35 protein-coding genes are annotated in these 26,220 nt (G+C 52.6%); 15 read left to right on the top strand and 20 right to left on the bottom strand.

Translation table 11 applies throughout. From position 1 onward, the window contains the following. Position 1 precedes the first annotated feature (1 nt). The 8 genes from ACEN2T_RS18085 (at position 2) to ACEN2T_RS18120 (ending at position 7,907) form a co-directional block, all read left to right on the top strand. Positions 2–1,321 (top strand): hypothetical protein, encoded by a 1,320-nt coding sequence (locus ACEN2T_RS18085; RefSeq protein ID WP_442117244.1) that lies wholly within the window; start codon positions 2–4, stop codon positions 1,319–1,321. Further along, a complete protein-coding gene (locus ACEN2T_RS18090) occupies positions 1,311–1,823 on the top strand; it encodes a hypothetical protein (protein ID WP_442117245.1) in 513 nt (170 codons plus the stop codon). The genes ACEN2T_RS18085 and ACEN2T_RS18090 overlap by 11 nt, the downstream gene beginning before the upstream one ends. A gap of 8 nt (positions 1,824–1,831) precedes the next feature. Further along, positions 1,832–3,577 (top strand): ATPase, T2SS/T4P/T4SS family, encoded by a 1,746-nt coding sequence (locus ACEN2T_RS18095; RefSeq protein WP_442117246.1) that lies wholly within the window; start codon positions 1,832–1,834, stop codon positions 3,575–3,577. 2 nt (positions 3,578–3,579) lie between these two features. Beyond that, on the top strand, positions 3,580–4,746 hold the full coding sequence (locus ACEN2T_RS18100) for a hypothetical protein (RefSeq protein WP_442117247.1): 1,167 nt from the start codon (positions 3,580–3,582) through the stop codon (positions 4,744–4,746). Positions 4,747–4,775: 29 nt separating this feature from the next. Further along, positions 4,776–5,354: a type 4 pilus major pilin gene (locus ACEN2T_RS18105; protein ID WP_442117248.1), complete on the top strand. Its 579-nt coding sequence runs from the start codon at positions 4,776–4,778 to the stop codon at positions 5,352–5,354. A gap of 27 nt (positions 5,355–5,381) precedes the next feature. Continuing rightward, on the top strand, positions 5,382–6,656 hold the full coding sequence (locus tag ACEN2T_RS18110; protein WP_442117249.1) for a type II secretion system protein: 1,275 nt from the start codon (positions 5,382–5,384) through the stop codon (positions 6,654–6,656). 22 nt (positions 6,657–6,678) lie between these two features. Continuing rightward, positions 6,679–7,152 carry a lytic transglycosylase domain-containing protein gene (locus ACEN2T_RS18115; RefSeq protein ID WP_442117250.1) on the top strand — a complete coding sequence of 158 codons (474 nt, stop codon included), beginning with the start codon at positions 6,679–6,681 and terminating at the stop codon, positions 7,150–7,152. A 290-nt stretch (positions 7,153–7,442) separates the two neighbouring features. Then, positions 7,443–7,907, top strand: coding sequence for a prepilin peptidase (locus tag ACEN2T_RS18120; protein WP_442117279.1), 465 nt, complete (start codon positions 7,443–7,445; stop codon positions 7,905–7,907). Positions 7,908–8,361: 454 nt separating this feature from the next. Here ACEN2T_RS18120 and ACEN2T_RS18125 read toward each other — a convergent pair whose 3' ends face one another. The 10 genes from ACEN2T_RS18125 to ACEN2T_RS18170 form a co-directional block, all read right to left on the bottom strand. Further along, on the bottom strand, positions 8,362–8,916 hold the full coding sequence (locus tag ACEN2T_RS18125; protein ID WP_442117251.1) for a hypothetical protein: 555 nt from the start codon (positions 8,914–8,916) through the stop codon (positions 8,362–8,364). Positions 8,917–9,215: 299 nt separating this feature from the next. Continuing rightward, on the bottom strand, positions 9,216–9,572 hold the full coding sequence (locus ACEN2T_RS18130; RefSeq protein WP_442117252.1) for a hypothetical protein: 357 nt from the start codon (positions 9,570–9,572) through the stop codon (positions 9,216–9,218). A gap of 11 nt (positions 9,573–9,583) precedes the next feature. Continuing rightward, complete coding sequence (locus ACEN2T_RS18135; RefSeq protein WP_442117253.1) at positions 9,584–9,772, bottom strand: hypothetical protein; 189 nt, start codon at positions 9,770–9,772, stop codon at positions 9,584–9,586. 260 nt (positions 9,773–10,032) lie between these two features. After that, positions 10,033–10,536 (bottom strand): hypothetical protein, encoded by a 504-nt coding sequence (locus tag ACEN2T_RS18140; RefSeq protein ID WP_442117254.1) that lies wholly within the window; start codon positions 10,534–10,536, stop codon positions 10,033–10,035. A 16-nt stretch (positions 10,537–10,552) separates the two neighbouring features. After that, the gene (locus tag ACEN2T_RS18145) at positions 10,553–10,777 is read right to left on the bottom strand and encodes a hypothetical protein (protein ID WP_442117255.1); all 225 of its coding nucleotides are present in this window, start codon (positions 10,775–10,777) and stop codon (positions 10,553–10,555) included. 21 nt (positions 10,778–10,798) lie between these two features. Beyond that, positions 10,799–11,032, bottom strand: a complete 234-nt coding sequence (locus tag ACEN2T_RS18150; protein WP_442117256.1) for a hypothetical protein — start codon at positions 11,030–11,032, stop codon at positions 10,799–10,801. Between the two features lie 42 nt (positions 11,033–11,074). Then, entirely contained in the window at positions 11,075–11,389 is a 315-nt protein-coding gene (locus ACEN2T_RS18155) for a hypothetical protein (protein ID WP_442117257.1), read from the bottom strand. A gap of 10 nt (positions 11,390–11,399) precedes the next feature. After that, positions 11,400–11,615: a hypothetical protein gene (locus tag ACEN2T_RS18160; RefSeq protein WP_442117258.1), complete on the bottom strand. Its 216-nt coding sequence runs from the start codon at positions 11,613–11,615 to the stop codon at positions 11,400–11,402. Positions 11,616–11,895: 280 nt separating this feature from the next. Further along, the gene (locus ACEN2T_RS18165; protein ID WP_442117259.1) at positions 11,896–12,195 is read right to left on the bottom strand and encodes a hypothetical protein; all 300 of its coding nucleotides are present in this window, start codon (positions 12,193–12,195) and stop codon (positions 11,896–11,898) included. 68 nt (positions 12,196–12,263) lie between these two features. Beyond that, entirely contained in the window at positions 12,264–12,539 is a 276-nt protein-coding gene (locus ACEN2T_RS18170; RefSeq protein ID WP_442117260.1) for a PapB/FocB family fimbrial expression transcriptional regulator, read from the bottom strand. A gap of 147 nt (positions 12,540–12,686) precedes the next feature. Here ACEN2T_RS18170 and ACEN2T_RS18175 point away from each other — a divergent pair, with 147 nt between their 5' ends. Both ACEN2T_RS18175 and ACEN2T_RS18180 read left to right on the top strand, forming a co-directional pair. After that, complete coding sequence (locus ACEN2T_RS18175; RefSeq protein ID WP_442117261.1) at positions 12,687–13,142, top strand: hypothetical protein; 456 nt, start codon at positions 12,687–12,689, stop codon at positions 13,140–13,142. After that, positions 13,139–14,656: a hypothetical protein gene (locus ACEN2T_RS18180; RefSeq protein ID WP_442117262.1), complete on the top strand. Its 1,518-nt coding sequence runs from the start codon at positions 13,139–13,141 to the stop codon at positions 14,654–14,656. Before ACEN2T_RS18175 ends, ACEN2T_RS18180 begins: the two co-directional genes overlap by 4 nt. 76 nt (positions 14,657–14,732) lie before the next feature. On the opposite strand, the gene ACEN2T_RS18185 is transcribed toward ACEN2T_RS18180, so the two are convergent. From ACEN2T_RS18185 to ACEN2T_RS18210, 6 genes are all read right to left on the bottom strand, one after another. Continuing rightward, complete coding sequence (locus ACEN2T_RS18185) at positions 14,733–15,185, bottom strand: hypothetical protein (RefSeq protein ID WP_442117263.1); 453 nt, start codon at positions 15,183–15,185, stop codon at positions 14,733–14,735. 96 nt (positions 15,186–15,281) lie between these two features. Beyond that, positions 15,282–16,133 carry a DNA/RNA non-specific endonuclease gene (locus ACEN2T_RS18190; RefSeq protein ID WP_442117280.1) on the bottom strand — a complete coding sequence of 284 codons (852 nt, stop codon included), beginning with the start codon at positions 16,131–16,133 and terminating at the stop codon, positions 15,282–15,284. Between the two features lie 148 nt (positions 16,134–16,281). After that, positions 16,282–16,557 (bottom strand): HU family DNA-binding protein, encoded by a 276-nt coding sequence (locus ACEN2T_RS18195; protein ID WP_442117264.1) that lies wholly within the window; start codon positions 16,555–16,557, stop codon positions 16,282–16,284. 385 nt (positions 16,558–16,942) lie between these two features. After that, the gene (locus ACEN2T_RS18200; RefSeq protein WP_442117265.1) at positions 16,943–17,506 is read right to left on the bottom strand and encodes a hypothetical protein; all 564 of its coding nucleotides are present in this window, start codon (positions 17,504–17,506) and stop codon (positions 16,943–16,945) included. A 14-nt stretch (positions 17,507–17,520) separates the two neighbouring features. Continuing rightward, a complete protein-coding gene (locus ACEN2T_RS18205) occupies positions 17,521–17,793 on the bottom strand; it encodes a hypothetical protein (protein WP_442117266.1) in 273 nt (90 codons plus the stop codon). A 12-nt stretch (positions 17,794–17,805) separates the two neighbouring features. Next, positions 17,806–19,644 carry a DNA cytosine methyltransferase gene (locus ACEN2T_RS18210; RefSeq protein WP_442117267.1) on the bottom strand — a complete coding sequence of 613 codons (1,839 nt, stop codon included), beginning with the start codon at positions 19,642–19,644 and terminating at the stop codon, positions 17,806–17,808. Positions 19,645–19,807: 163 nt separating this feature from the next. Between ACEN2T_RS18210 and ACEN2T_RS18215 the strand changes: the two genes are divergently transcribed. Continuing rightward, on the top strand, positions 19,808–20,416 hold the full coding sequence (locus ACEN2T_RS18215; RefSeq protein WP_442117268.1) for a hypothetical protein: 609 nt from the start codon (positions 19,808–19,810) through the stop codon (positions 20,414–20,416). A gap of 181 nt (positions 20,417–20,597) precedes the next feature. Continuing rightward, entirely contained in the window at positions 20,598–21,677 is a 1,080-nt protein-coding gene (locus ACEN2T_RS18220) for a tetratricopeptide repeat protein (RefSeq protein ID WP_442117269.1), read from the top strand. Between the two features lie 37 nt (positions 21,678–21,714). Here ACEN2T_RS18220 and ACEN2T_RS18225 read toward each other — a convergent pair whose 3' ends face one another. The 4 genes from ACEN2T_RS18225 to ACEN2T_RS18240 form a co-directional block, all read right to left on the bottom strand. Further along, entirely contained in the window at positions 21,715–22,071 is a 357-nt protein-coding gene (locus tag ACEN2T_RS18225) for a hypothetical protein (protein WP_442117270.1), read from the bottom strand. Next, the gene (locus ACEN2T_RS18230) at positions 22,068–22,460 is read right to left on the bottom strand and encodes a hypothetical protein (RefSeq protein WP_442117271.1); all 393 of its coding nucleotides are present in this window, start codon (positions 22,458–22,460) and stop codon (positions 22,068–22,070) included. Before ACEN2T_RS18230 ends, ACEN2T_RS18225 begins: the two co-directional genes overlap by 4 nt. 272 nt (positions 22,461–22,732) lie before the next feature. Then, positions 22,733–23,359 carry a hypothetical protein gene (locus ACEN2T_RS18235; protein WP_442117272.1) on the bottom strand — a complete coding sequence of 209 codons (627 nt, stop codon included), beginning with the start codon at positions 23,357–23,359 and terminating at the stop codon, positions 22,733–22,735. A gap of 164 nt (positions 23,360–23,523) precedes the next feature. After that, positions 23,524–23,985 (bottom strand): hypothetical protein, encoded by a 462-nt coding sequence (locus ACEN2T_RS18240; RefSeq protein ID WP_442117273.1) that lies wholly within the window; start codon positions 23,983–23,985, stop codon positions 23,524–23,526. 336 nt (positions 23,986–24,321) lie between these two features. On the opposite strand from ACEN2T_RS18240, the gene ACEN2T_RS18245 reads away from it, so the two are divergent. The 3 genes from ACEN2T_RS18245 to ACEN2T_RS18255 all read left to right on the top strand — a co-directional run. After that, positions 24,322–24,801, top strand: coding sequence for a thermonuclease family protein (locus ACEN2T_RS18245; protein WP_442117274.1), 480 nt, complete (start codon positions 24,322–24,324; stop codon positions 24,799–24,801). Between the two features lie 41 nt (positions 24,802–24,842). Next, on the top strand, positions 24,843–25,415 hold the full coding sequence (locus tag ACEN2T_RS18250; RefSeq protein WP_442117275.1) for a DNA-binding protein: 573 nt from the start codon (positions 24,843–24,845) through the stop codon (positions 25,413–25,415). 259 nt (positions 25,416–25,674) lie between these two features. After that, positions 25,675–26,220 (top strand): Ig-like domain-containing protein (locus tag ACEN2T_RS18255; RefSeq protein ID WP_442117276.1); only part of this gene is annotated, 546 nt, incomplete at its 3' end.

Here is a 26,220-nt window from a genome sequence, read left to right on the forward strand (position 1 = left end):
AATGACTGACGTGAACATCGAGCAGCTGGGGCCGAATGCCTGGCTTGTGATCGGCGGAATCAAATGGAAGCCGCTAATTGGTTCCGGTCTGGCGAGCAAATCACAGAAAGAGGCTGTCGCTGTAAAGGCAACTCACTTTGTTGCAGCTAGCTCGCAGTCGGCAGCAGTAGGCACGATTCAGCTTGCACCTGAGAAAAAATCCAAGGTCCCACGCAAGTTCTATTCGGCGGCGGCAATTTTCGCGATAAGCCACCCAACCGGGGCGGTAATCGCGCGCGAGGAAGTTCGGGGGGGGAAGTTTTGGGTTGTCGGCTCCCATGATGGGATGGTCAGCAAAGGCACTGACGTAATCTGCACGGCTGATGAAGCTGATGAAATTGTAAACGATTTCAAAAGGCGACATTCGAATGCGCTATTGGTCTCTGGTTCAGAAACAGATCTGAACCACTACCTAAATAGCTCGACGGAACTTCAACCAGTTAAGTCGCTGATTGAGAAAATCCCAACACCGGTAAAGGTAGCCGTTGGCTTTTTGCTCTGTTTAATGCTTATCGATACTGGCTGGGGTCACTGGAAAAAGTACAAACTCCGACAACTGCGCGAGCAGGATATCGGACAATTTGTAGACTCCCATGCTGAATGGAAAACCTCGCTAGACGAGTGGGCGAGAACCATAAAAACTGACGGAAAGAGCGGTCTATCGGATTTATATGCAGAGATGGGGCGAATCCCACTAGAGGTGGGGCACTGGAAACTGAGCGAAAGTACTTGCAAACAAGTTGCAAGAGGATGGTCCTGCACGGCGCGATATTTCAGGAAGGTGAATGCAACAAATCTTTCATTCACCAGCAATCTACCTCAAGGTTGGAGCGCAGGTTGGGATGGACTCACTACAGCGGTAGCTACCTGGGAAGTCAAAGCAACACGATTCCCACTCGCTCGCGCTGCGATACCAAAAGTGGGTGATTTCAGCGTGAATTACATCAGTCTGTTACAGCGTGTGCTGCCGACTTATCGCAAAGTGGAACTGCTGCCACCGTTAAAGGTAGTAATTGCTAATCCAACCGTGGTTCAAGTCTCACAAGGCCGAAACGAAGCAATACAGGTTCCGTACCCTAAAGACAATACAGTTGGTATCGAGATTCCAAGCATCCAACGGTTCACGTTTAACGGACCACTGCGCTCCTTAACAGTGCTTCCGATTACTGACGAAACGGTTATCAAGAGTTTACATTTTTCGGTGGAAGATCGGGCTTTGGCACCTTCGATGCGTGACAGCATCTTTATGGCTGAGCTGATAGGGGAAACTTATGTTAAGTAAAAACCAAGTTGCGATCTTGCTTTTCGCCGGCTCGTCGTTGATGAGTAATTGCGTTTTTGCTGATCCGGATTCGTTTTCGTCTAGTGCTGCGGGTGTCGTAGTGCCACGCACTGTTGAGCAAATGCTCGCTATTGATGCTCAGCGCGCACTAATTAACGAACAACGCCTACTCCTTGAAGAGCAACGTAAAGGAGGGTACGGCAGATTATCCAGCAACCCAGAAACTCAAATGGCGAGCCAGGAAGGCAAGAAAGAAGCTCAAAAAAAACCTGAGCCCCCTGTCCAAATTGATTTGCTCGGGATCTTTGGAGTTGGAAATGTTTTGCAGGCAGATATTGAAATAAATGGAAGCCGCTATCGGTATAAAAAAGGTTTTGAGCTTCCTGTTGGTGCTGGCGATGACTTCCGGTTCCGGCTAGTGAACATCAGCGCGCCGTGTATTTCACTGTCCGACTCTATTGGGGCGCCAAGAAAAGTCTGTCTCGCCAAATCGGCGCTGTAGGAGCATCCATGAACACTTTCAGCGCCGTGCTAAAGGGGCGGCCCGCAATTGCCGAAGTTCGTATCGGCTCTAACGAGCGCGATCTAAAGCGCGAGTACACTAGTGTTGATGAGCTTACTGTCGCACTGCCTTCTCGAATCGACAAACTCAGGTCCGACATTGTTGGTGACGCTCACTCAACCAAATTCTGTCCAGCCATATTGGTAGACGGGAGCTGGGTAATTCTGACTACCCCAGACTACGCGTTGTCCGATTTACTCGACAGTGCCCGTGACTCTTGCAGAAGTCAAAGCTCGCAAAAAGCTGAGCCTCTGACTTTTACGGTGTCACCAACGTTGCTTCTGACACTGCGTACGTTGAAGTCTAACGCCGACGGTGCCGTTGCCGCTAAAGAGGAAGCATCGTCGTACAAGGATGCATTCCGGGAGATTATCTCTTGGGGAATTAATAACAATGCATCTGACGTCACACTGAATGTTTCTGATACTGAGCCTCTATCCCAGATTAATTTCACAATTGACGGGCAGTACATGGCGCCCGCACGTTGGAAAATTGCGTCTAAACGGATGGAAGAGATCCTCAATGTTGCCTGGCAGTCAAACGAGGGCGGCGCAGGCGCCGTCTTGAGTAAAAAAGCAGAAACGCAGTGCAGAGTACAAGTAACTCTCGATAGTGGCCCTGTTATGGGGCGATGGTCGGGTATGGCCGCTGACAGGGTTACGTCTGTGACACTTAGGCTGCTTAAGGTCGACGCCAAATCGGTTCAGAAGCCTTTGGATCAACTGGGCTACCTGCCCTCGCAGATTGAAACCTTTGAGCGAGCACAACGTTGTGAGGGGGGGGCAATCATCTTTTCCGGGGTAGTAGGTTCCGGTAAGACGGTTTCTCTTGCGAGTCTGCTGTCGCTGCTCCCCGCTACGCGAAAAATAATTTCGTTAGAAGATCCGGTTGAGCTGATCATTCCCAATGTTATTCAAAACACAGTGACTCGGTCCCTTGAAGACCTTGAGGGTGATCCATTCACAGCAAAGCTGATGACATTGAAGCGGTCCGCACCAAATGACGTCTACTTAGGTGAAATCCGCGACTTGAAAACCGGTACAGCATGCAGTGATATTATTGCCTCTGGTACAAACCTCTACTCAACGACTCACGCTACATCTGCAATGCAAATCCCCGAGAAGTTGTACTCGGAGATGATTGGTATGTCTTCAGACTTCCTCTCGTCTCCAGGCATGTTAAATCTACTTGTGTATCAAGCACTGATCCCAAAGCTCTGCAAACACTGCGCTCCTTCTGCTGAAATTCTCACAACGGAAGGCGGGATTGATAGGATGGGACGTACGCGTACTAGCGATTACTGGAAACAGTATTTCGGCAGAATCAGTAAACTCTACCAAATTGACGCGCTAAAAATGAAAGTCCGTAGCGTGGAAGGTTGCCGGCATTGCAACAACGTCGAACTACCACTGCTGAACGGCTATCTCGGGCGTGACTCGGTGTCGGAAATGATTGAGCCAGTTATTGATCGTGAGGTTCTGCGAAAAATTAAAGCGCGCGATATGCTCGGCCTCCAAGAACACTTGGACCGATTGCCAAAGGCTGCTTTTGACGATCCCGACATGACCAATAAAACGATTGTTGAGTGCGCTATCTATAAGGCTTTGCAAGGCACCTTTGATCCGCGCGACATTGAAGGTAAGACGAAATCGTTCGAGACAATCGAATTGATTCAAAAGCAGAGCGTGAGGTAGTCATGGCCTTTAAAGATTACCTTAAAAAAATAACAAGCTATTTGGGGGCGTTGTTTGGGGTGCAGACAACGTCTGCTGTGTCGCTGGACACTCGAATTGCAGCATTCATTTTCCGCTCGAAACGTGCGGATTATTATTACTATCTTGCTGACGTGATTGAGGGTACAAGAGGGAAGAAATCTCTCCTCGATATTTTTTTGAGCGATGCAAAAAGGTACAAGACTTCAGCACGAGGGAAGTTATCAGCCCACTGGGCAACTCAATTTGACCGTTGTGGGGGGAGTCTCTCCAAAACGTTCCAAACAACATTACCTGATGAAGATGTAGCGGCTCTTGAAGCACTGCAAGATTCTGGTGGGGAAACAGCCCTTGAATCTGCTTTGCGCGATCTAGCTGCCAATACTGAGTTGGTGAGCAAGGCAAAGGCGATTGTAATCACTACCTCAGCAGTGGCTATTGCCTGCCTTGCTATGCTGGTGCTATTTGTTATCCTGATGCCGGCATATATTGTGCCAAAATTGATTGCAGCCTTTTCAATGTTACCGCCTGAGTACTATCCAGCAAGTGCAGTTAGTTTTTTTTCGCTCGCTGATTTCGTTGGGGATTACTGGGCATTCATCGTTCTTTTCTTTGCGGCATCTATTTATGGATGCGCATGGTCGCTGTCGAATGTTACTGGGAGGTCACGCCGTTACTTAGATAAATACGGTATGGCATGGGGTCTTTATCGAGACTTTCAAAGCATACGGTTCCTCTCATTTCTAGCAGCCATGATTAAGAGGCGGGGAAACGAATCAACCGTGCTCCTTGATGCAATCGAAATGCAAACTGTAGGTGCGTCTAGATGGAAGCGGCATCACATTGATCTGATGCTTCAATACATCAAGCGCGGCTCGATTGGTCCTGAGCTATTTGCCACGGGAATCATGGATCAAACCATGGAGTGGTATATCGCCGACTTGATTGAGGCGCGAGGTTTTGAAGATGCTCTAGAATTTGTAAGGGATCGATTGAAAGAGCGTGTCCTGAAAAAAATCACTGCTCAGAGCGTTGTAATGAGCTGGGTTGTCCTGATGTCATCGATTGTACTGTCCAGTTGGCTCATGTTTTGGCAAATGGCGGTAACTGAAGATATGCGAAAAGCATTGCAAATGTTTTTAGCACAATGATTAATTTTAACTCATGGAGTAAGACCCGTATGAAGTACCTGGCTAAGAAAAAGAAGCAGGAAGGTAACTACCTGCTTTCCATCGGCATTGGCATCATGATCCTGGGCATTCTTGCCGTTTGGGGGATTCCCAAAATTCAGGACTACATCGTCGAAGGCGCGATTCCATCCGTCGCTGAAGAGGCCCAGCGTTTTATTGCCCGCGTGCAAGTAAGCAACTCGGGGTCCGGTACAACACCTTACACCGGCCTCACCCAAGCCTATTTTGCCCGCTCTGTACGAGGCACCAGTTTGCAGGTCGGGACCATCGCCGGTGAGGGTACAGGCGGCACTGTGGTGCGCCATGGCCTTGGCGGCGGCAACAATGGCACCGTTGTTATTTCTACTACTGGGGATTCGTTCGCGCTCACATTCAACAACGTGAACGCGGCAGCATGTCCTGGCTTGGCCACTGCACTCCAGCGAACCGTGGATGACATCTCGATCAATGGCAAGACAGTAAAAATCACTGATACCGACAAGACTGTTTCTGCTGGTTATGTAGCAGGTACTGCTGGCGCTCAATGCGCTGACGGCGACACCAACACCTTCATCTTCACAATCCGCTAATCGCGACGAAAGAAAGGAATACCCAGCGTGGGCAATTCACCCAAGTTCCTGAACCGTGCCAAGCGACAGCGCGGTTTTGCAATGATCAGTGTGATGGTGGCAATTCTGCTTACTGGCATGCTGTATTTATGGGGATCGGGGAAGTGGTCCACGGCTGTGTATGAGTCGGCGGCAGAGTCAACCGGCCGCTACCTTTCCCAGGTGCGCGGCGCGACCCTCACAGCGCTCACCAAGCACCTGGAAACGTTCACTCTGGTGGACACGAGTACAGCGCCACCTGGGACATACCCAGCGGCGCCGGCGTGGGCAACATTTGCAGGCGCTTCAACGACTATTTCTGTTGCGGACCTCAAAGGCTCGAAGTTTCTACCCGATTCTTTTCCTAATACGCCGCCGCTCGGCCGCTCAGTGCATGTCACCATTTTGCGAACTGGCACTTGCCCTGGTGCGGACTGTGCCGTAACTGCGTATGCGTTCACCTGCTGGCCGATTTCAAGAGGGAAACCCTCGGGGGCGGTGAACAACGCGACGTGTCCGGCTGCACCTGGGAATTGGCAGTCGGATCCAAGTCTGGTTGGCGCGGTCATCATAGCTACTGATGGCTACGGTGGAACAAATAGCTTGGTACCAGGCACGATGCGAGGTCCGCTGTTCAGCATCCCGAGTGCAAGCTTGGGAATCCCAGGCGCAAGCGCGGGCAATGTTGCCGTCTTGGCCTCGCTGACTGACAACCTATTCCCTCAGTTCGTCCGCCAGGGCGATACGAGGCACATTTATCTGAAGGATGCTCTGTCGGTTACCAAACAGATTACGACTGATGAAGGGCTCACCATTAACACAGCGGTAGCGGCCGGTAGCGCGTGCCCTACACCTGGCTCGTACGCAACCAGCAGCGCCAACACATTTGTTCAATGCGTAGGAGGCCAATGGTTCGAGCTGACTGGCTACACGCTGATGGCAGCTCAAACGCTCGCAAACGGCGCCACAGTGGTTGATCCGGTCTGCCCTGGTGCGAATCGTGCCCCCTTTTCATTCGCCACTCTTCAGAACGCAGATGTGACCATGAGCGGTTCTGATATCAACGTCTCGGGCACTCTTGCCGGTGGTATCACTGGTTCCGGTAATGTGAGTGCAAGTGGCCGTGTTGATGTCAGCGGTACTTTTAGCGGTACCACCCAATCCACACCTTCAAGTTCCATCCGAGTAGCGCAGGGCGTATCTATCGTAGGTGGGCGTGTGGTCATCACGCCAGCAACGACGAATGCACGTGCGTTGGTTATGCAGGGCTGCCGCTCGCTGTGATACGTAGAGGTCTGTAGCTGTCATGACGATTTTGAAACTCATTCCCCTAGCTGCTCGTACCACATTATTTTGCTTGGCGTTTTTTGCTGGCAGTTTAGCTGTTGCAGCTCCGGTACCGCCTAACCCAGCTGTAGATCAATGCCTGCAAAATGCAGCCAATCTGCACCGTGTGGACTTGAGGCTTTTGCGAGCTGTCGCCAAGGTAGAATCCGCCTTTAATCCCAGCGCCAGGAACTCGAATAAGAACGGAACTGGTGATACTGGGCTGATGCAAATCAACGACTGGTGGCTACCAACTCTTGCTCAGTTTGGAATCACCAAGGCGAGTCTCTACGACCCATGCACCTCGGCTTACGTTGGGGCATGGATCTTGGCCAAGGAGATTAATAAGCACGGCCTCACATGGCGGGCTGTGGGGGCCTATAACTCGCCAAACGAGGCAAGTCAGATCATCTACGCCGAGAAGGTCAACAAAGCTCTGAGAGACATGCCGTAGCGCGCAGTGACCCCTCCTTTGCTCCCCTCTCAACTGTTCGGTAGTACCCCATGGAATATGTTTGGCGAGTTGTATTGACTGGAATTTGCTTGGGCGGTGGCGTTGGATGGATCATCGCCTCGTACACCTTGCAGATACCGTTGCGCTGGAACTACTTCATGCGCATCGAGGCGCGTGATTGTTTGGGTATCGCCGGCGATTTCCTTGCCCCGCCCCCTATGCTGATCCTACGGCGCGACGCAGACCGACGATCACTTCTGATCGTTTTTATCTGCGTTGCAGAGACGATCATGGCTATAGCCGTTAAGGGGTTTCTTCCAGATGTTATTCCTCTACTGGTTTTCGCCTACGGCCTGACTGCCGCTGCGATAGTCGACCATGAACACATGATCCTTCCCGACAGCATTGTCCAGCCGCTCTTATGGTCTGGCCTGATCTATGTTGCCGTAACTGCACCGAGGGATTTGCAGTGGCACGTCCTAGGGGCCGCTGTTGGCTATTGCCTTCTTCGCTGGCTACCACGTGTAGGGGAGGGGGATGCGAAGCTGTGTGCAACTGCTGGGGCTTGGTTGGGGCTAACCGCTCTACCAACGTTCCTAATGATCAGCGGGGGGCTAGGCGTAGCTTCAGCACTCATTTATTTCTGGTTCAGACGCAAGTCATCCGCTTGCCCTTTTGGGCCGCCTATGGTGCTCGCCGCACTAGTAATAATGACCTCTGAAACGTTGGGCCTCCCCCCGTCCATAGTTGGTTAACGAAGTTTTCCAGCAGGGGGAGGGGCTGCACATCTGTGCCAGCGACTTGAAGTGAGATGGCGGTGAGGTTTTCGCGCACCGCAGCGACTACTTTTTCACCTTGGTGGTGGGCTTAGTAGGCGCGCTCTTGCCCGTGCTTTTAGTCACGTCTGCTTCCAACCGTGCAAGCCAGAAGCACCCAACGGCAACTAGCCCGAGGACGATTACTCCCAGGATATGAGAGATCACATTTGCCCAGTATTTGGTGGCATCGCCAGACATCGCATACGTATGCCTCGGCCCCCATTTATTGGTCGTGGTGGTGACCCCGCTAACTAGATCACTAGCGACTTCCACGCACTGCAAAATGACTGTCATAAGAGCCAGGCAACCAACAGCAGTTGTTAGCCAGGCGCCTGGACGAAAAATAGGCATTGATGCCGACCTCAAAGTTGCGACCCCGCTCAGGTGACTTTCATGTCACCGCATGGTCGAGATTTGCCTTGCTATTGATGAGCGCTTTCGCGCGCCGCCGAAGCGCTGCCACCTGCGCGGCTATTTCGGGGAGTTCGGCCTTGAGGAGAAGCAGTTCTTCCGGGTCCGTTTCTTTGGCTATGTCATCAGTAAGCGAGGCCAGTTGATCAACCTGTTCAGCTAGTTCAAACGCAAGAGCTGCCCGCTTGGTTGTGTAGATCCCAAGCGGTAAATCTGCGCCAACCTTAAACTGACGGCGGTAGCCGCTCCATATGTTAGGCAGCCATCCGAAATCACCCGCTTTTCCGGAAAGTTTGCCCCAGGTTCCAAAAGTCTTCATGGCGAGGTTGACCACTTTGGGAACCACAATTCCACGGCCTGCTAAGCGAACACCACAAATTGTTTTAGAGTTCCGTCGTGCCCGAATATTCCGGACAATCCATTCCTCAAAGCCTGTCTTAGCCTTTCCATTTTCAAAGGTTGAATATGCACGATAGAGAACGGCACCGACTTTGATCCGGCTTGCTGGATAGGGCTGACGCTTCGGTGTGGCCATAGAGGTCATCGTTGTTTGCCTATGCGGATCCGCGTTTGCCGGTGCCCTTGCAAGGCTCGCAGTCAATGCCAGGGGTACGTGGGACCGCGTGGTATCCGTCACCGCCGCAATATTCGCAAGCAGAGTTCGAGTTTTGGCCGTTGTGAACACCCGTAAAAGCCATGTTGCGACGACTGCCGCAGCAGCTAGGTATTGGGGTCTTCTCCGGCGCGTCTTTCAAGACTGGCTGCAAGGTTTCGTTCTTGCAAACGCGGCAAGTGTATTTGAAATGGGTAGCCTGACTGGTCATCGTTTTTCCTCTAATTGATGCCCGCGAGGGCCGTGTTTGCCATCCCTGCTATTTCGGCTTTTGCAAGGTTTGCGGCATGCTCCAGCCAAAGAGGGAAAAATTGATCGAAAGTAAATTCGATCACTTTGTCTTCGCTCAGCGAATCGGATGAACCGAAGTCAATGAATTCGGTAGTGTCACCTACACGGCATAGCCCGTATTCGTTTGCCTGGTGAAACCATGACAAAAAGGCCTCGGCAGGGCCCTGGTCCACTGTCACAGTGAAACTCTCGAATTCCGGTCCGTTATAAAAGTCAGCGGGGTCGTCGCAGGGTTCGGCGCGCCCGACTTGTCGAATTGTTGCTCGAACGAAGATATGCGAAGCCATGTGTTCTTTTCCTAAATCAATTTGAGTTCACGTGCGGCTTCGGCCCATGCCCAAGATTCGCGCTGTCCCCAACCAGTAACTTTCCGCGAATTTGGGTTCATCAAAATTTTGTATCGCACCTTCCCACCAGCAAATGTCCCATTCTCTTTCACCGCTATTGCTTCGGGATATTTACGGATGACCAAATCCTTCGCTTTCATATTGTTTATCCAACTTGTTTTGTGGGATGCCACAAAGCAGGCATCGACACTTGTAAGGTGCGGTACGTTGCTTCGGCGGTCGGCGCGATTGTTTGAATGTGACCATCATGCCGAACTCGATCCGAAGGCGTGGTATTGGTGACGCCTTGTGGTGCCCACACTCAAGGGTGAGCCACCAGTATTCTCCGCCCTTAGGGCCTTCTGAATGCTCGATGTTTACAACCTGGCGCCAAGGGTTCATCTCAGGTTTTCCTTCAGCTCTAGTGTGCGTGGCACTTGTTGGCCTTTGCATGACCGACACAAACCTTGGTCGGTGCGCCCATCTCATCAACGTCTGCATGACACATGAAGCCTTTTTGGTCATAAGCTTTGAAGTCCGCATCAGACGTGGCAATCGGTGATTGGTTGGCGATAGAGCCGAGTCGGTAAGCGCAGCCATGACATGCCCCATCCGGGTCACACTTATCAGCCAGTACTACGCCCTGGCACGCGCCGATGATCGTCGGGAGGTTCACACTGTCGAACCTGTCAGGATGCACACCGCATTCGACGATCAGCACGGTATCGCTCATTTCGGCACAGTTAGCCGCCACCGAATTGGCCATCCCAATGAATTGCGCAAACAGCTCAACGAGGCGTGACCCGCCATGCAACTGAACATAGCGATTCAGTGCCTCACGACGCATGGCTAAATCAAGCTTGGCCATGCTCGCCAGTTCAACCGCATCGGCAGGCGTCATGCTGTATTCAGTGTTCTCCGTCATGGCGGTCCTTTCCTGCTTATTCGGCTTCAGTCTCTAATTGCTCTTCCAGAGCGACGTGACCGTAGGGTACGAAACGCACATTCATGTCGTTGACGTCTGGGTCAAATTCTATGGCCTTCATTCCCTCCGAGGAGTTCAGACCATGCTGCAAGACGACCTCTTGCACTGCTTGGCAGGGGCTATTGGTTATAACCTCCGCCAGCCATTTGTCGCCCTGATACACGTTCCAGAAATGCGCCACTACTTTTCTCCCGCTCTTTCTCTAGTCAGTCAGACCAGTCACGCCGTCGCCTTTCCAGAGGCGGCCTGCAACCTGGCGAATCAGTTCGAGGTCTTCTGGTTTATTGGGCGAGTCGAATAGCGCACCAACAAACTCGTCCTGAGCAATTTCCCGACAAAAATCCGGGCGGGAGTAACCCGATCCGAACAAGTTTTTGTACTTCTCTTCACCCAGCAGAGCCTGAGCTGCTTTATCGAATTGCGCCTTTGTGGCCATGGACCTTTTCCTTCAACAGTGCACATCATGCCATCGCGTCGGTTATACGGGCCTGGTTGCATCCAGCTCGACGCGGTAGTTCGTAAGGTCGTACCCAATGCCTTTACCGGCGGCTCTTTCAACAAACTTTCGCAGCTTGGTCAGCGCCTGCTTTTCGCTCGGTGCCTTGAGGCTCATTCGGTAGCAGCCTTCACCCTCAATCATGGTCCAGCAACGGAACCAGAACTGTTTTTTCGGCGCCGTCTTACGCTCGACGTAGCCAGCGCCGCCACATTTGAAGCAGACACCGCCTTGAACGTGGGAGAACGCCCTGATATGGCCTTTACCGTTTGCGCAGCGCGGGCATTCAACCTTCATGATCTCCCCCTTACCAGCCGCGCATGCCGTGACTTTGCATCAGAACCGACGCTACGGTACGTTGCGGCTCAACCATGTAATCCAAGAGGTGTTCAGCCTGCTCGTCGGTAACTTCTGTGAAAGCTTTCTTAACAGAGATCCCGTAATGAGCTGCGATTGATTCCAGAATTGCGGCCTTTGCATCGTCGCCGATGACGGCAAGAAATTGCGCGTTTCTGTTGGTCATGTCAGCCTTCCTCAGTGATTCGCTTCAATGAGGTTACTTTACGGTATAGCGTAAAATATAAACAGCTTTATTTATGGTATACCGTAAATTAATGAGAGCTGCCGATTCTGCTATTTCCGTCTTGGATTGCCTTGAAACGCAGAGGGGCCTGCACTCGAAAGTCAGCGCCAGCCCGCAGCAAAAGAAAATGCTCGGCAGGACGACTATCCCCGCTACCAAAGACCTAGAGACCTAAAGCAAACAAAGGCCAGAAGGCCTCTGAGTAGAGTGCGGAGCCCGCTTATTGCTTGTCTCGCTTCGCCACCTCGCCTTCCATATAGTCGGTTAATGTGGATTTATTTTCCTTGGAAATCTCAAAGCGAGCGCTGCACTTAATACCACCATCGCTCTTTTCGCTGAATTCGCCATCAACAATCCTGAGGACTGTGTAGCCACTTAATCTTGCGTTGATCTCCGCGTGGCCGCGCAGATTGGAGATGCAGTCGTCACGCTCCGTGAGCGGGTGTGAGTCGGCGTGTGCTAACACAGGGAGAGCAGACAGAGAGAGGGCAAAGGCAAGTGCTTTCAGACCGGTACGCATTGATCGTTCCTTCGGTTGCGTTGCAGGGTTAAGGGGTGTATCGCGAGCATGGGCCCGTTGGGTTGAATCTATGCTTGGACATCTTGAGTATAAAACTTGCTGAGCTTCATGACCCGTGCACTCTCTGCAAAAAGGACGTGGAGTCGCAGAGAGAACTGACTTTTGTTCACCCCATACTTCTCCCACGCAGCAGTTCGCGGCAGACCATTCACCAGGTGATCGCGCAGCGCTGGGATCACCTTTTTACTGCTTATCGATGTGCCGCTGAGAAGCAGCTCGAATTGCTCGTCCGTGACGCGCCCTGGAACTAAGCCATGTTTGACATCGTGAGTAGTGGAGGACATGTGCCACCTCATAGCTTCGGTTAATTGGTTTGAGAAATCAGTTGCGCCGATTTGCGCTTGATCGGAGTTTACGCAAGACCATAAACACGTCAAGGTATTATTTACGCTAATCCGTAAAGCTGTTTTGAGGATCCTCACCAGCGATCAATGAAATTTGGCGCTGACACGCGTCGGCAGGGGTGGACCAAATCACTTGCAGAAGGACTTCTGTTCGAGCCTTACACGCCGCCAGAATGTTTTGGGTATAGTGATACGATATGCTGTCATCTAAACAAAATTGTCTTTCATTTTGAGCCTAACGCCATGCCCCTAGCATCAACGCTCACGGATTTTATTCTTCATCTCGGGCCGAATGGCGCCGGCGAAAGCTGTGCACTGTTGAGAACGCCTGGTGATGCCTGGATTGAGCCAGGACATGTTCTGATCACCGCTACAGGTGAAGAAAGCTATGACCTATCACTGGTTACGTCGTCCCAGGAAATTCACCTGCTTGGCGTCTCGCGTCGACACATCGATCACATACGCGGTCAAGGACTGTACGTCATTCAGCGACGTGATCAGGAAACCGAAAGCGAGGCAGTTCTGCTGGAGTGGCGCGAATGATAAATATCCAGAATTTCCTGTCGGGCGGAGAGACCACGTTGTACTCGCGTAAATCGTCGCTAGCGCTAAAGGCGGCCGCTGCGGTCGTCCTGCCCTTAGCAATCAGCATGCTTTCCGCGTGTACGATTGCGCCCATGCATAATGATCACACCGAACATAGTTCGAAGGTTGCTGCAACAATCAACGCGAGTCCCGGAAGTAGCTTCACCAGCTACAAAGCTGATGGAACCACTCTGCTTCTTCAGGCACTGCTGGATCCGAGTATGCGAAACGTGAATGTCGCCTCCTCAACGTCAGCAGTGCTGGATTCATTTATGTCGGCCCTGCCCAGCAGCATTAAGTCGAGCGGCCCCTGGAGTGCCCCAGCGGATAAAATCGCCAAAGAGCTGCAAGAGGACTCAGACGGCGTGGCAATTGCTGCCCACAACAAGCATGACGGTTCAGCCTGCATCGTTTTGGCTGTTGGCGCATCCCGAACACTTGATGCATTTGGGGAACCATCAAAATATATTGATTTCAAAAACGCTCTCTATGTCGCCGATGGGGGCTCGCATGATGTTGCAACCACTATTCACGAGCTGACCCATTGCCAACCCAACGTGGTGATGAAACTCGAAAATCACCCGCTTTCGCCTTACTACCAATCGAGCGTTCGAGAACTGCGGTCCGACCTGGCAGTAGTTCTCTATGGTGCTTCGCGAACGGGCTCATTCCAGCCTGGCCTTAACCAGGTAACAGCCTATCGAGGTGAAACGCCGGCGCGGCCAAGCCATGAAACGATATCCATGCTAGAGACGATAACCCACAAGCTGAATCCAAAGTCGTTCGTGGGCATGCCTGTGAATGAGCTAATCGAATCGGCGGTTAAAATCGTCAATGACCTAGCACCAGAGACCAACAAAGAGCTGCGCCTAGGCTTTGCGAAGGATGCATGGAAGGACCGACTGATTAACAGGGGAGCTGTCAAAGTATCTGTTTCAGAGGCGAGTCCCGTTTATTCGGGTTTTGCAGGTCAGCCCGTCCGGGTGGATTTGAAAGAGCATGCCAACAGAATCATCAATCGCTCCCTCGATCAGGCCCTGTCTCAGGTTGATGTCGTGCGCGGAGCTAAAACATTCACTGTTGCTCGGGTTGAAGCTTTCGCCAAAGGGCTTGGAGTCTCAATCAGTGAGGCTCAAGCGGCCAAGGCTGAGTTTCTAGACGGGAACCTGGGGCACAGATCCGCAACCCTTAAGGGTGGTGATATTTTAATCACCAAGACCCCGTACAACTTCAAGGATCTTGAGGTTTCAGTCCAAGGCGAGCTGAACGCCATGGTGGCCAGAGGCGCGATTAGCTTAGAAAACGATGCTGAGCCGGCTCAGCATGTGGCATCAAACGGAGGTATTACGGGTGCGGGCCTGAACAAAGCCTTTGGAAGCGCCATGCAGGCGCTCGATGCCGGATTAGAAAAGCTTAAGGAACAGCAGAGTTTCAGGCCACCCACCTCGCATCGAGGGCCGCGACACTGGTGACTTGACTAGCCCAGTAAGCATGGCTGGCTGTAACCGAACCTTAAGCGGGTAACGTGGGTGATCGGCATATGAAGTCCTATAACTGTTCGTAGATCTTCTTGACCCTGTTGGTAAAGTGGGGATTTGCGTGAGTCGGTTTACCGTAGTAGAACTTGGTAACCGCCACCCACATGTCGCCCTGATTGCCACCAGCTTTATTCATGTACCACCATGCGGCCGCGCGGTAATTCGTGCAGGCGTCCCATTTTAACGACTTGGTGGACACCCCAAGACCCTTCGCCATTTCCGGTAGGGCTGGGCGCCCGAGCCCCATTGGCCCGAATGTCCCGCGAGCTTCAGCGTTCAGTTTACAGTCGGGTCCGCATTGCTCCCAACCTTGTGCCAAGGCCATCGCCTGGAACAGTTTCGCTGGCATGGAGAATTCTTGAGCAGCAGCTGTAGCGCAGTCAGGGATATCGTGAGCTTGGGACTGGCTCATGAACAGGGCCGACCCGATCACCAACAACAGTCCATTTAGATTTTTCTTCATGCGGTAATCCTTGTCTTGACTTGGGCGTAAAATGACGCCCCTCTACGTACTCTGCCCAGCGTCTTACGGCTGGGCTTACTTCTATCGTTAAATTTCCTAACGAGTCGAACCGGATATTGGTAGGTTGCTCAACAAGTGAAGACCGGTTTGTTTGACGAAGGCGGCATAGTCGACCGGCCTTTCAATTCGAGTTTCAGCGTTCGGCAGAATATACGCCCAGGCACGCTGTGACTTCTCGTCGTACACGAGCTTGAAAAGGCGAGTCGGTACCCAAACCCTGCTCGCGCCAATCGTCCTATGGCCATCGTCAAAAATCGGCCCTGTGAATACGAAAACATCGCCATCCGCCCGTAGCACGAACTTGCGCACGTCCGCCTCGACCTTGCTCCACGTCGTTCGGTTATTCGATGCATCCTGCGGGACCATATTCGACAGCGAAAAAGATTGAGCCATGGCATTAGGGGATGCAGCATCGCCGGCAGGGGCCTGGTGACCTCGGTCAAACGAACTGCCCTTGTAATCGATCAGCTCTGCCCTACCACTTTTTGGAATGCGTGGGTCTGGGAAAAAAACATTCGTTCTTTCGCCGCCTTTTGCGCTTTTGATTGTTGATGCTGTAAGCCTTTCTACAACCACAAGAGGTGTTTTGGTCGTCTGCGAATAAAGCACCGCGAAGGAGTCAGAGCAAAGTGCAAGCGGCCGCATACTGCCCTGGACTTTACTGAGGTCAAACGGCCGTGCTGCCGGAAAACTTCCTGCACATGCGTCGAATGTTTGCTGCTGTTGTTGTTTCGAATACAGCGCCAGCGCATCGCCAGAACTGAATGAGCTGCCATACAGCTCATGCTCGATAGGTTGAGCGATGAAGGACAGCAGGCCGCGCGCATCCGCGACACCTGAAAACAAGAGCAAGGCGGAGAGCCCCACTGCAAACCTGCGTAGGTTCATGCGTGAATAATCCAAGGTCATGAGGTGTGTGCGTGAGCGCGTACAAGGGCAGCCGCAGGCTGAAGCTGCAATGATCGAGCAATGAGGTCACCGACGCGGCAGAGCAGGCCTCAGCGTGTTTGAGGCCTGTCCCGCCGCACAGTCAGCGTCAGGACTGAATGGAGCGCTTCAGCACTAAGCCCGCCTTGAAGCCAGGTACAACGGTTTCGGCGATCTGAATTGCTTCACCAGTGCTTGGGTTGCGGCCGGCGCGGGCAGCGCGGACGGTTGCTTTGAAGGTGCCGAAGCCTACTAAAACGACTTCCTCTTTGGCCTTCAGAGCAGCGGTCACGGAATCAATGAAGCCATTGAGTGCTGCGGTGGCTGCGGCTTTGCTGAGATCGGCAGAGTCTGCGATAGCATCAATCAGTTCAGATTTGTTCATGAGTCACTCCAATTGGGGTTTTACTTTGGTTGAGTTGATTTTTTGTACATGATCATGCAAGCCCAGGCGATCACTAGGCCTCCTAGGAGGCCGCACAGGACGCCAGCCATATGATTCTGGGGTAGCGTGCCGAAAACGAAATACATGACGCACGCGACCGACAGTGAGCACTGCAAAGCAGAAGCCCAGGCGAACGCAGACGGGCGCCTCATGATCCAGCCGACAAGCCAAAAGACGAGCGATATCGGAGCCAATACCAGTGGCGCGAATAGGATGTTGAAGCTATCGGGTTGCAGCAATTGCTTGAACCTTTGATGGCCGTGCAGGCACTAGTGATGGTTGGTAAGGGAGCGCCAAACAAATTGGTCGCCCCCTCGGTGTTGAATCAGCGCAGCCCTGGCCCTGGCTTCACGCGCGTTGCTTGTTCCCGCTGATCCAGCTTGCTGGATATGTTACCCAGCCCGGACTCTAATCGTCCTTTGAGTGTGTCAGCAGGGCTGCCGTCAGCCGACAGCGTAGCTCGGTCCGTTGCAAACTCGCGTTTAAGCATTTCATTTTCTTTTCGTAGATGGCCGGCTTCTTCACGCAACGTAGTGAATTTTTCGATCACCTTGGTGAGAGCGGCGGCACCAAGCCCAGTACCAAACGCAGCCGCGAAATACTGGTGCGTCTTGTTGGCAACTTCAAAGGGGAGGTTGCCTTTGAGAGCCTCAAGAATCATTGATTTGTCTGGGTTGTTGATCATGAAGTACGCGGACTCAAGCGCTTCCGGAACTCGATTCATTACAGCCATAGCGTACATGGCTCCAGTAACGGCGCCGACAGCAAGCAACGGACTGGCGGCAAGGACTGCGTTCACCTTGGCGCTGGGCATGTAGTTCTTAGCGAACTTGAAGAAGACATCACTTGCCTTGTCAAAAAACGACTGTTCTTGTTTGTTCATGGCCATCTTTGCAAATCCTTTTAGGCGGCGGCGGGGAAGTCGGTGTCGACCAGGTTGCAATGCTCTTCGACATGCTTGAGCTGTTCCAGCGTCTGCTTTGGCGTAAGTAAGCAGGCGCCTTCGCAAATCTCCGTGAGGAAAAGTGCGTAGGGCAGCGAAAGCTTGTTCACGCCCTCCAGCAGTTCTTTGCTTGGTTTGGACTGTTCAATCCGTCGCAATCCGTTTTCCAGGCGCTCGCTGAGAGTGCGGGCGGTATCAATGATGCTTTCGATTTCTTTCTGAGTAGATTGCATGGTGGGCTCTCTTTACATACGGGGGCCGAAAGAAGGGCGCGGCCGCACCACCTCTTCGGCAGGGAACATGGACAATTGGTGATCTTGATCTGCGCGCGATGTCTGTGCCCGAGCTTCATCTGCATGGGTTTTCAAGGCTGCAATCAGCTCATTCGAAACTGCTGGGGCTTGACGGTCCAAATGCTGGATCTTTGGAACGCCTGAAACGCTCGGATACTGGATTATCAAAGCTTCTCCGAGGGTTACATCGCTGAGGGCGCTGGTCTTGTGCAGGATCCCAACGCCAAGGCCGATATCTTGAATAACCATGCCTACGTCATTGACCGTGACTCGCCCCTCATATTTCACTCCAGCCACTGGAGCGCGGATCATGCCGACAACCATTGAGGCGCGATCTTCAATGCTGTCATGAATGACCTGGACCAGCTCGCGCGTGCCGAACTTTCCTTCGAACACGAAATCATTAATCGAATCGCCGAGCAGTTGAGCAGCAGCAGCAAAGGGTTCCCGCAGAACACCCTGGCCCAAAAGCTCATGGGCAATTGTTTTGGCTAGGCCAGCAACTACGTTTGGGGGCCACTGCATTGCCTTGGCGTGCTCAGACACGGTGATCTGCCGGAGGAGGTCGGGGTTCGTAGGGTGGCTGATTTTGGGATCCGTTGAGCGCACGCGAGCGTAGCCCTTGGTAATCGTGGCAAGCTTCGGCGAGTCAGCGTTGAAGATTTGCATGCGAAAGTTCTTACCTTCCGCCAGGTCCCGCACCTGCTTATCCTTCAGTCCACGCATTTCGCTCCAGACTTCCGAGTCTTCCGGAATGTCGTCCATGATGTCGCTGAAGGTGACATCCTTTTTCTCAGGTTTTTGAAGCATGTCCCAGTCAAAGTGCATCCCTTTAGTGACGCCGACCAAGACCCACCTGTTACGGGGTTCCAGAGCGTTGAAGTCTTCACCCTTGAGGACAGTTTCATGGGTGTCATAGCCCAGATCTCTGAGCTGTGACCGGAGGATGGATGCACTTGCCGAACTTGCGTATGGAATCACGTTTTCAAAAAGCACGAATGCCGGATTCGCTCTTGCAAGGATTACCAGGGCGGCAACAATCAGATGACCGACCTCGGGATGTTGCTCTGGATGTGCGGTTCCGCGCTTGGCACGTCCGGCAACACTCGCACCGCTGCACGGAATACCCATTTCCATACCATCTTGCTTTGGTAGGACCCGCATGGCCATGTCATCAAAAGCCAGCTCCTGCATAGGTGCGGCTAGTGGGGCCGTTGTGGGGTCCCAATCATCGGACATGGCGGCATGTTCAAGTAGTTCGGGTCGTATCTCGTTCACAAAACCTTTGCGTGTGGCGATCCCCGCCGCTTGCAATCCTTCATGTACAGCTTTCGAGAGGAGACCTCCCCCGTGGGACAAACTACCAATTTCGAGTGGTATCCCATTTTGGATCTTGTACTTGAGCCGATTCAGGCGCTCTTTTTTACGTACTTCAGTAGCCAAAGGGAGCAGGAAAATTTCCCCTTTCCGCTGCATCACTCGAATGGCAGACATCCCGTCAAATAGCGCAAGCAACTTCGTGCTGTTGATATCAATTACAGGAACCGGGTCGCCAGTTACCCTGTGCGGCTTGCTGGAAATCTTGCGGCTGCCGTTTGGATTGGCCTCGATCCGGAAAACTCCATTCTTCAGATGAATATCGTATCGATCACCAGGTCGAAAGCCAGCCGGCGAAACCTCAGTGTTTTCAAGCCAAATTCTTGGCTTTCCACGGTTCTCACCCATATTTTTGATGTGATAGCCACGCAAAGCCGCTGGCTGATTGGGGGACTGAGGTTCGGTGCCGGACATAATGTTCGCCTGCTGGTAGCTATTACTAGGTAGCGTAATATTAAACCGTGTGTCGCACCATCAAAAAAATGAGCCAATTTAATTGCAGTGTCGCCAATGATATCGTAACGTGATATCAAAGCAATCTGCTTTCCAATATTGAGGCTCAAGGAGAAATGCCCAAATGAATCAAAAGACGAACGTTCTCGATCTGGACCTGAAGCCTCGCACTTCAGTTAAGGCAGTGGCCACAACCCGAAGCGCATCAGCTCAAGCCGCGCTGAACAAAATTGCATCCACCTTTATGGATATCGTAACGAAACCAAATATCGGGAAGCGCGACGAGGGTGACACCGAGAAACACCAAGGCATTTCATATGGTGCGTACAACGCGATCAGTTATCGCGCCGCAGACGGTACGGTGATGCACTCGTGCGGCACGGCGATTACGGAGATGCGAGCGCAGCGCCAGCTAACTCACAATGCGATTGAAATGCGTTGTGATGCGTTGGGTCTCGTCATCTACGTAGGCGGAGTATCACAGGTGAATCCGGCCGAGAGAACGATCATGCAGGCCATCCGCTTGGCTTGTTACCAGCACAAGTCGACGAAACCCGAGATCATCACGGTCGCCGACTCGCTGGCGCTTTATCGAGAATGTCATAACGTGTTGCTCACGACATTCAATCGGCTGGCGCGCGCCTACAACCTCGCCGGCTTGACGAAAGATGATCTTACTCTTGTGTCCGATTCCGACCGGATGCCAAACATTTTGCTCACCGAGCCCGTGTGAGTAACAGCTTCGGCCGGCCCAGTGGTACCGCGTGATCACCAATTTGGCTGTGGCACAGCGGCGCATGGATAAAACCGTTCCCGTATTCAAGTTGCCAAAGCAGGGTATAAAATCATGAAACACTGTTCGGCACGCACGGTATTCCGTCGATGCTGTATCCCGCTGCCCCTGGAGCAATAATTTGACCTTCCGCATTGGCGCCTTGCCTTTGGTGATTAGCGCTGCCGTTCTACACGGCTGCACAACACCACCTCCAACACACAGTTACGATCAGCCGTTCTACATCCAGGCGCAAACACAGGCCGATTTGGCAGCTGCCCAGGAAGAGCCGGCAACCTATCCATCAATGGTCCCAGGTGAAAGCGAGGCGGTGCCGGCTGGCAGTGGCTGGAGGCCGGTTAATGAGCCTGGACTTGACCAGCAGCCGAGTGCGGCCGCTCAGCTATATGCATCTGCATTGAAAGCTCCCAGCGACGCATCTCGACTTGCACTTCTCCAAAAAGCGGCAGAAGCCGGCAGCCCCAGCGCGCACTATGACATTGCAAAAATTTACAGTGAGGGGAAGGTGCTTCCACGGAACCTGGCGCTAGCGCAGGAACACTTGCAGACTTCGGCCAGCCTCGGGGATGCTGAGGCAACACGTGTACTCGGCTGGCAAATGGTGCGGGGAGACAACGGCCCACAGAACCTAAACGGCGGCGTTGCACTCATGGAGGTTGGTGCACAAACCAGCGTACGAGCGCAGCGTGAGTTGGGCATGCTCTATGCCGACCTGTACGACGGCTATCGCTTCGGTGAAACCGCCAAAGGCGAAATGTACCTGGTGCAAGCCTACAGGGCTGGCGACGTCCCAGCAGCTGTGGCGCTTGGGCGCCTATATATCCGCGAAGGACGACAGATCGATTCTGTGGCGCCGCTGTCATTCGGAAGCGCCCACGGCGACGTTACAGCGAAGAAGCTGGTTCGTGGCCTAGGCTTAGAAGTCGACAGCTCATCGACGGAAGCGAACGTAACCCAAGTTGATGATGCAGTGAGTGGTGAACAGTTCTATCTTGAGGCGAACGCCATCATGCTGCGTAAGCACAGCGCAAATGATGAAGGAAGGGCTTACGCTTTGTTCAGCCTTGCCAGCGAGCGGGGTTACAACTTGGCCAAGGTTGAAATGGCTGCCATTGAGGGAGTACGGATACAGATGGATGCGTCACGCGGAACTGCGTGGCTTGAGCAAGAGAAGCAAGCGATTCTTGCTGGCGGTCGCTAATTGCTCATACGTGCCGAGGAGGGCGCGCCTTGCGCTCTCACTTTCCGATCCGCGCGTTGAGGGCGGCTACCCATTCGGGAAATTTCTCCAGGGCGGAGGGAAGGGACTGCACATCCTGCGTGAATTCCAGCCATTCATCGCTCTTGGCGTCATAGGCGCTCACTTCGAGCGACTTGCTCGGATCGGGATTGTGAGTCTGATGGTAATCGCAAATCTTGAACATTATGCCATCAACTACTTTTTGCTCGGCCCAGTAACCCCCGCCAGTTGCCACCAACTCAAACCCTGCTTTTTCCCAAAGCTGAGCAAACATTTCTTTGTCCATCGCGTCAAATCTCCAGTCGACCTTTGCAGTCGTGCATTTCTTAATTTCAGCCGGCATGAATTGCGTCATGGGTTAGATTCATTTGGATAGGCTGCCATGAGCACGTCGCGTACCAGGGGTTGCCATTCCAAATCTGCAAGCAGATCAACAAGTGACTTGCGTTCGTCGCTCCAAGCCATAGGCGACCCCTCATCACCAAGCAATATCGGCCCGGTGTAAGTAGGTTCAAGATCAAGCTGGCGTGTGATGCTGTAAGTATCAAGACTTTGTGAACCTGTACCCTCAGCGCGCCAGTGAAACGCAAGCTCAGCATCGCGAGTAAATCGAAGCACACAATTCCCGGCAATTACCCCTGAAAACCGAGTGCCGGAGCGCGTTAATTGAGGCACTCGGTGGGTAATAGCAGTGATCGTGAAGGGGAATGCTTTGAGCCCATCAATAGTGATCGAATTAAGCATCTGAAGTCCTTGAATGAACAGCTGCAAGCGCGCAGGCAAGGGTTAACAATAACCTATGATAAATTATATATGCAAATCATTTGTAGGAGGGAGGCGCTCTGTCTTGTCCGATTTACAGGGTCGCGTTGCCACACCAAGATTCAGTGCTTGATGGCTTGAACATTTAGGGCGGGTAGACAACCATGCACCTGTCTGTATCGGGCGCGGTATCCACGCCCTGTAAGTGCCAAAGGCTATGAAGGGTAGGTCAGATGTAGGTGTCCAGTCATCACTCAAACAGCAGAAGTGACCGACGACACAGCATCGTTTGCGGCCGAGGAGGGAGCCCAAACTGCGTTGTTCAGCTCTTGTTCTTCTTCGTGAGCCTTCTTGATGCGATAGTGGATTTCAGCCTCAAGGTCGTCATAGTTGACGTTAAGGCTGGCATCGTCTCGCAGTCCACCATAGTTGAAAACTACGAGATGTTTACGGAAGCCTTTGCCTTTACGAGCGCTAGGCATCTTGAAAAATATTTTCCATCGACTGTCGTTAAAGTTTGGCAGGGTGTCAGCTTTAGCCGCAATGATGTGGAATGTCGCGTTGAGTTGCATTGTAAGAATACTGCTATAGGATTCGACTTCTGTGCCTTCAATAGATGTATAGGGGACCAGTCCATCAGCATTGAAAAACCAAATCCCTTTATCCTTGAGTACCATCAGAGTTTTCGACCCGGCTTTACGATTCAGCCACGCCATGCCTAGGTACCATAAAGAACAGGTGAGTAGCAGATAACCGAGGCCATTAGAGTCCATGCGGAACCCTTGGATGGCGAGAACCAGCATTGCAATGCCACCTAATAAAGCTCTTACAGGAACCCGGCGACGCTCTGTGAATGGCATATCGTTGCTAGTACTTTTCATTTGATTCCCTTTTACGAAATAGGCGCGAAAACCGCATCCTGAAACTGATTAAGGCCTGCTTTCAGGCCAGTTGTGGTGTGCTGCTTTACTCTTCTAATTCAACGCCTCTGCGCAACTGCTGCATTGACTCGCAGGGCTTTTGAAGCCGCGCCCCGCTTACCTCCTCATTGACCATGAAGAGTTTCCTTCCTGTTTGAGAGCACCCACGATGCCAAGCGTCCATGGGGGGATTGAATGACGGCCAGCGGCCAATCAGGGCTTACGCCGTTGGCCGCAACACGTGCTGCATCAGCCTGGATTGCGAGCGCTGTAACTACAGATTTTTCGACGCTACCGCCTCGCTCCGCTGCTGCTCGCAAAACTGCTTTGTCACAGTCTGAAAGCAGTATCGTTTTGCTATCTGCAAATTCGCCTTGGTTGCTACGACAACGCTCCCACATTTCCAGGGCCCAGGCGTCAGTCGGGAACTGAACTATGATTCCAGCCCTTGCGGTGGCCGTCGCCTCATCAGTTTTTTTGACCCAATGTACAAACTGGATGCCTACCAGGGTGATCAGCGCTACCGCAAATACAGCTGCTGTGCACCAGAATGCTGTTGGAGAAATTCGGTACTTTTCTGCTTCCATTTCGTTTACTTACCTTGCATTTATGGCGATAAAGCCACGCCTTGGTATTACCAAAGCCCCCGATAAAGGCGGGCTGATGGCGCTAGGGGGTTCTCTTTTGAGTTCCGCTTGCGACTGTCTAGCCGGCATCGTGCACCTATGCACAGAAACCCTTGATCAAGGGCTTCCAACTGTCTTGGCGTTGCTCTTGCAGATGCAGGTCGCCAATAATAACAACACATAGGATCACTATACCTTGTTTTTTTAGTGTGTTGAGGATAGCCTCTAGAGGCTAATTAATGCTCAAGCCGCCCTGGAGCGGGTTGCCCCTTCATCCTCACAACAGGCTCGCCAAATATGCTCAATCTTAAAAGAACCGTTATTGCGGTGTGTCTAACACTTGTGTTGCCGCTCGCTGCGTATGCCGACACGACTTTTTCTGGCCGAGCAGTTCGGGTGCTGGACGGGGACACGATTGATGTTTTGACGGGAACGAATGATCGCGTTCGCGTACGCCTTGCCAATATTGACGCTCCTGAAAAAGCACAAGCATTCGGACAAAAATCAAAGGAAAATTTGACCCGCCTTGTTGGAGGGCAAAATGTGAAAGTGATCGATGTCGGGGGTGATCAGTATGGACGTCGAATCGGAAGGGTGATGGTTGGTGCAGATGAGGCCAACGTTGAGCAGGTCAGAGCAGGGTTGGCCTGGGTTTACCAGCGTTACAACCACGACCCTCGATTACCGTCGCTCGAAGAAAACGCCCGACGCAATCGAACTGGATTATGGCTGGACAGTTCTCCGCAGGAGCCGTGGACTTTTCGACGCGCGCGGTAGGCAGAGCACGCTGGACATAGATCCAGCGTCAGCACAATTGAGTGAAAGAGTTTCTGGTAGGGTTTGAAATGCGCCCAGTTGAAGTTACAGAAAAGCAGATTGTCGATGCAGGTAATCAACTCGTAGGCGAGGGTAGAGCTGTGACCGCGAATGCTTTGCGCGGAAAAATTGGCGCGGGGAATCCACGCCGGCTCATAGCTGTGTGGGAGCGCCTGTCAGGGAGCAGGTTGAACATCACGCAGGAATGCTTACAGCCTCAATCAATCGCTCCTGATGCGGCTGGTCGGATAAAGGACGCCTCCCGCGCAGCGGTCAACAGCTCTGTTCGAGATTTAGAATTCCAGTTGGCGGAGACTAGGCGGCTTTTAGAATGTGAACGGCAGCGAGTAGCCCAGCTAGAAATCACTGTCAACGCGGTTACAGACCAGTTAAACGAATACAAGCAGCGTTGCGTCAGCTACGAGACCTCTGCAAAGCACACCCAAACACGGATAGCTGACTTAACTGCACGAATTGACGAGCAACGAGGAGAACTGCATAGAGGATCCCAGGCGCGACACTCCTTAGAGCAGGCGCTGAATCAGCTTCAGTCCAGCTACAACGCACCAAAGTAATTGGACACCTTTGCCTGGGTGATCACCTGGTCCTCAATGCATCCCATCGTGCACCTGCACCATCCCCCGCCGTGTATGGAAGGTTCTTGCCTTCAAAAAGGGTTCGAAAATACCTTCTGACACTAGGTTCAATAGAATGATACGCTGCCGCACGAATGCCTAGCCTTAGCAGTGGGGCCGGCCACGTTTCTGGACCTGTTAGGGGCCTGGTAGCAGGGCCAAGTGAGCAGATCAAGTATCCGGACATGGGATTAAAAGTATGAGTTATCGTCACTGGCTTTTTAGTGCAGTGCTGTTTGGAACAATGATGAGCACCCTTTCGGTGAGCGTCAGCGCAAAAGAGCTGGCGCCGAACAGCGCCGATCTACAGTACTCGGTAAACGTCCCCACTATGCAAATCGCCATCAATCCGGGAGGGGGCGGCTGTGTAGGCGTTGAGACATGGGACCCCACAGCGGGTAAGTGCACCGAGGCTGAGTACATTCGCGATACCGTGAGAGTTGTCCAAGTGAGCCCGAGTCCTGCGACCGTAGCTTCTGACGGCACAGCCAGCATTCTGTCCGCCACGGTAAGGGACGGCCTTGGTCGCCTGGCGCCAGCAGGCATTGAAGTCTTGTGGTCCGCGACTTTAGGCACTCTAACCACCACCAGATCCATCACCAACTCAAGCGGGGTAGCCTTTGCGTCGATATCAAGCAAAGTAGCTGGCGCCTCCACAATCTATGCAAAAACGACCGTTTCTGGTAACGCCTCTACGGGCGTTACCTTCAAAGCCATGAATCCAATAATTTTGAGCTTCACCGAG

The organism is Pseudomonas sp. W22_MBD1_FP4 (assembly GCF_052113765.1).
Lineage (GTDB): Bacteria > Pseudomonadota > Gammaproteobacteria > Pseudomonadales > Pseudomonadaceae > Aquipseudomonas > Aquipseudomonas sivasensis.

Excerpts from the sequence above, each read along its gene's own strand:
- ACEN2T_RS18225 (WP_442117270.1), bottom strand. The coding sequence starts at position 22,071 with ATGACGCAATTCATGCCGGCTGAAATTAAGAAATGCACGACTGCAAAG.
- ACEN2T_RS18230 (WP_442117271.1), bottom strand. The coding sequence starts at position 22,460 with ATGCTTAATTCGATCACTATTGATGGGCTCAAAGCATTCCCCTTCACG.
- ACEN2T_RS18235 (WP_442117272.1), bottom strand. The coding sequence starts at position 23,359 with ATGAAAAGTACTAGCAACGATATGCCATTCACAGAGCGTCGCCGGGTT.
- ACEN2T_RS18120 (WP_442117279.1), top strand. The coding sequence starts at position 7,443 with ATGGCTATAGCCGTTAAGGGGTTTCTTCCAGATGTTATTCCTCTACTG.
- ACEN2T_RS18170 (WP_442117260.1), bottom strand. The coding sequence starts at position 12,539 with ATGTCCTCCACTACTCACGATGTCAAACATGGCTTAGTTCCAGGGCGC.
- ACEN2T_RS18140 (WP_442117254.1), bottom strand. The coding sequence starts at position 10,536 with ATGACGGAGAACACTGAATACAGCATGACGCCTGCCGATGCGGTTGAA.
- ACEN2T_RS18095 (WP_442117246.1), top strand. The coding sequence starts at position 1,832 with ATGAACACTTTCAGCGCCGTGCTAAAGGGGCGGCCCGCAATTGCCGAA.
- ACEN2T_RS18135 (WP_442117253.1), bottom strand. The coding sequence starts at position 9,772 with ATGAAAGCGAAGGATTTGGTCATCCGTAAATATCCCGAAGCAATAGCG.
- ACEN2T_RS18155 (WP_442117257.1), bottom strand. The coding sequence starts at position 11,389 with ATGAAGGTTGAATGCCCGCGCTGCGCAAACGGTAAAGGCCATATCAGG.
- ACEN2T_RS18100 (WP_442117247.1), top strand. The coding sequence starts at position 3,580 with ATGGCCTTTAAAGATTACCTTAAAAAAATAACAAGCTATTTGGGGGCG.
- ACEN2T_RS18210 (WP_442117267.1), bottom strand. The coding sequence starts at position 19,644 with ATGTCCGGCACCGAACCTCAGTCCCCCAATCAGCCAGCGGCTTTGCGT.
- ACEN2T_RS18115 (WP_442117250.1), top strand. The coding sequence starts at position 6,679 with ATGACGATTTTGAAACTCATTCCCCTAGCTGCTCGTACCACATTATTT.
- ACEN2T_RS18215 (WP_442117268.1), top strand. The coding sequence starts at position 19,808 with ATGAATCAAAAGACGAACGTTCTCGATCTGGACCTGAAGCCTCGCACT.
- ACEN2T_RS18130 (WP_442117252.1), bottom strand. The coding sequence starts at position 9,572 with ATGGCTTCGCATATCTTCGTTCGAGCAACAATTCGACAAGTCGGGCGC.
- ACEN2T_RS18180 (WP_442117262.1), top strand. The coding sequence starts at position 13,139 with ATGATAAATATCCAGAATTTCCTGTCGGGCGGAGAGACCACGTTGTAC.
- ACEN2T_RS18175 (WP_442117261.1), top strand. The coding sequence starts at position 12,687 with ATGAAATTTGGCGCTGACACGCGTCGGCAGGGGTGGACCAAATCACTT.
- ACEN2T_RS18240 (WP_442117273.1), bottom strand. The coding sequence starts at position 23,985 with ATGGAAGCAGAAAAGTACCGAATTTCTCCAACAGCATTCTGGTGCACA.
- ACEN2T_RS18190 (WP_442117280.1), bottom strand. The coding sequence starts at position 16,133 with ATGAACCTACGCAGGTTTGCAGTGGGGCTCTCCGCCTTGCTCTTGTTT.
- ACEN2T_RS18105 (WP_442117248.1), top strand. The coding sequence starts at position 4,776 with ATGAAGTACCTGGCTAAGAAAAAGAAGCAGGAAGGTAACTACCTGCTT.
- ACEN2T_RS18185 (WP_442117263.1), bottom strand. The coding sequence starts at position 15,185 with ATGAAGAAAAATCTAAATGGACTGTTGTTGGTGATCGGGTCGGCCCTG.
- ACEN2T_RS18205 (WP_442117266.1), bottom strand. The coding sequence starts at position 17,793 with ATGCAATCTACTCAGAAAGAAATCGAAAGCATCATTGATACCGCCCGC.
- ACEN2T_RS18165 (WP_442117259.1), bottom strand. The coding sequence starts at position 12,195 with ATGCGTACCGGTCTGAAAGCACTTGCCTTTGCCCTCTCTCTGTCTGCT.
- ACEN2T_RS18085 (WP_442117244.1), top strand. The coding sequence starts at position 2 with ATGACTGACGTGAACATCGAGCAGCTGGGGCCGAATGCCTGGCTTGTG.
- ACEN2T_RS18200 (WP_442117265.1), bottom strand. The coding sequence starts at position 17,506 with ATGGCCATGAACAAACAAGAACAGTCGTTTTTTGACAAGGCAAGTGAT.
- ACEN2T_RS18090 (WP_442117245.1), top strand. The coding sequence starts at position 1,311 with ATGTTAAGTAAAAACCAAGTTGCGATCTTGCTTTTCGCCGGCTCGTCG.
- ACEN2T_RS18160 (WP_442117258.1), bottom strand. The coding sequence starts at position 11,615 with ATGACCAACAGAAACGCGCAATTTCTTGCCGTCATCGGCGACGATGCA.
- ACEN2T_RS18245 (WP_442117274.1), top strand. The coding sequence starts at position 24,322 with ATGCTCAATCTTAAAAGAACCGTTATTGCGGTGTGTCTAACACTTGTG.
- ACEN2T_RS18195 (WP_442117264.1), bottom strand. The coding sequence starts at position 16,557 with ATGAACAAATCTGAACTGATTGATGCTATCGCAGACTCTGCCGATCTC.
- ACEN2T_RS18125 (WP_442117251.1), bottom strand. The coding sequence starts at position 8,916 with ATGGCCACACCGAAGCGTCAGCCCTATCCAGCAAGCCGGATCAAAGTC.
- ACEN2T_RS18150 (WP_442117256.1), bottom strand. The coding sequence starts at position 11,032 with ATGGCCACAAAGGCGCAATTCGATAAAGCAGCTCAGGCTCTGCTGGGT.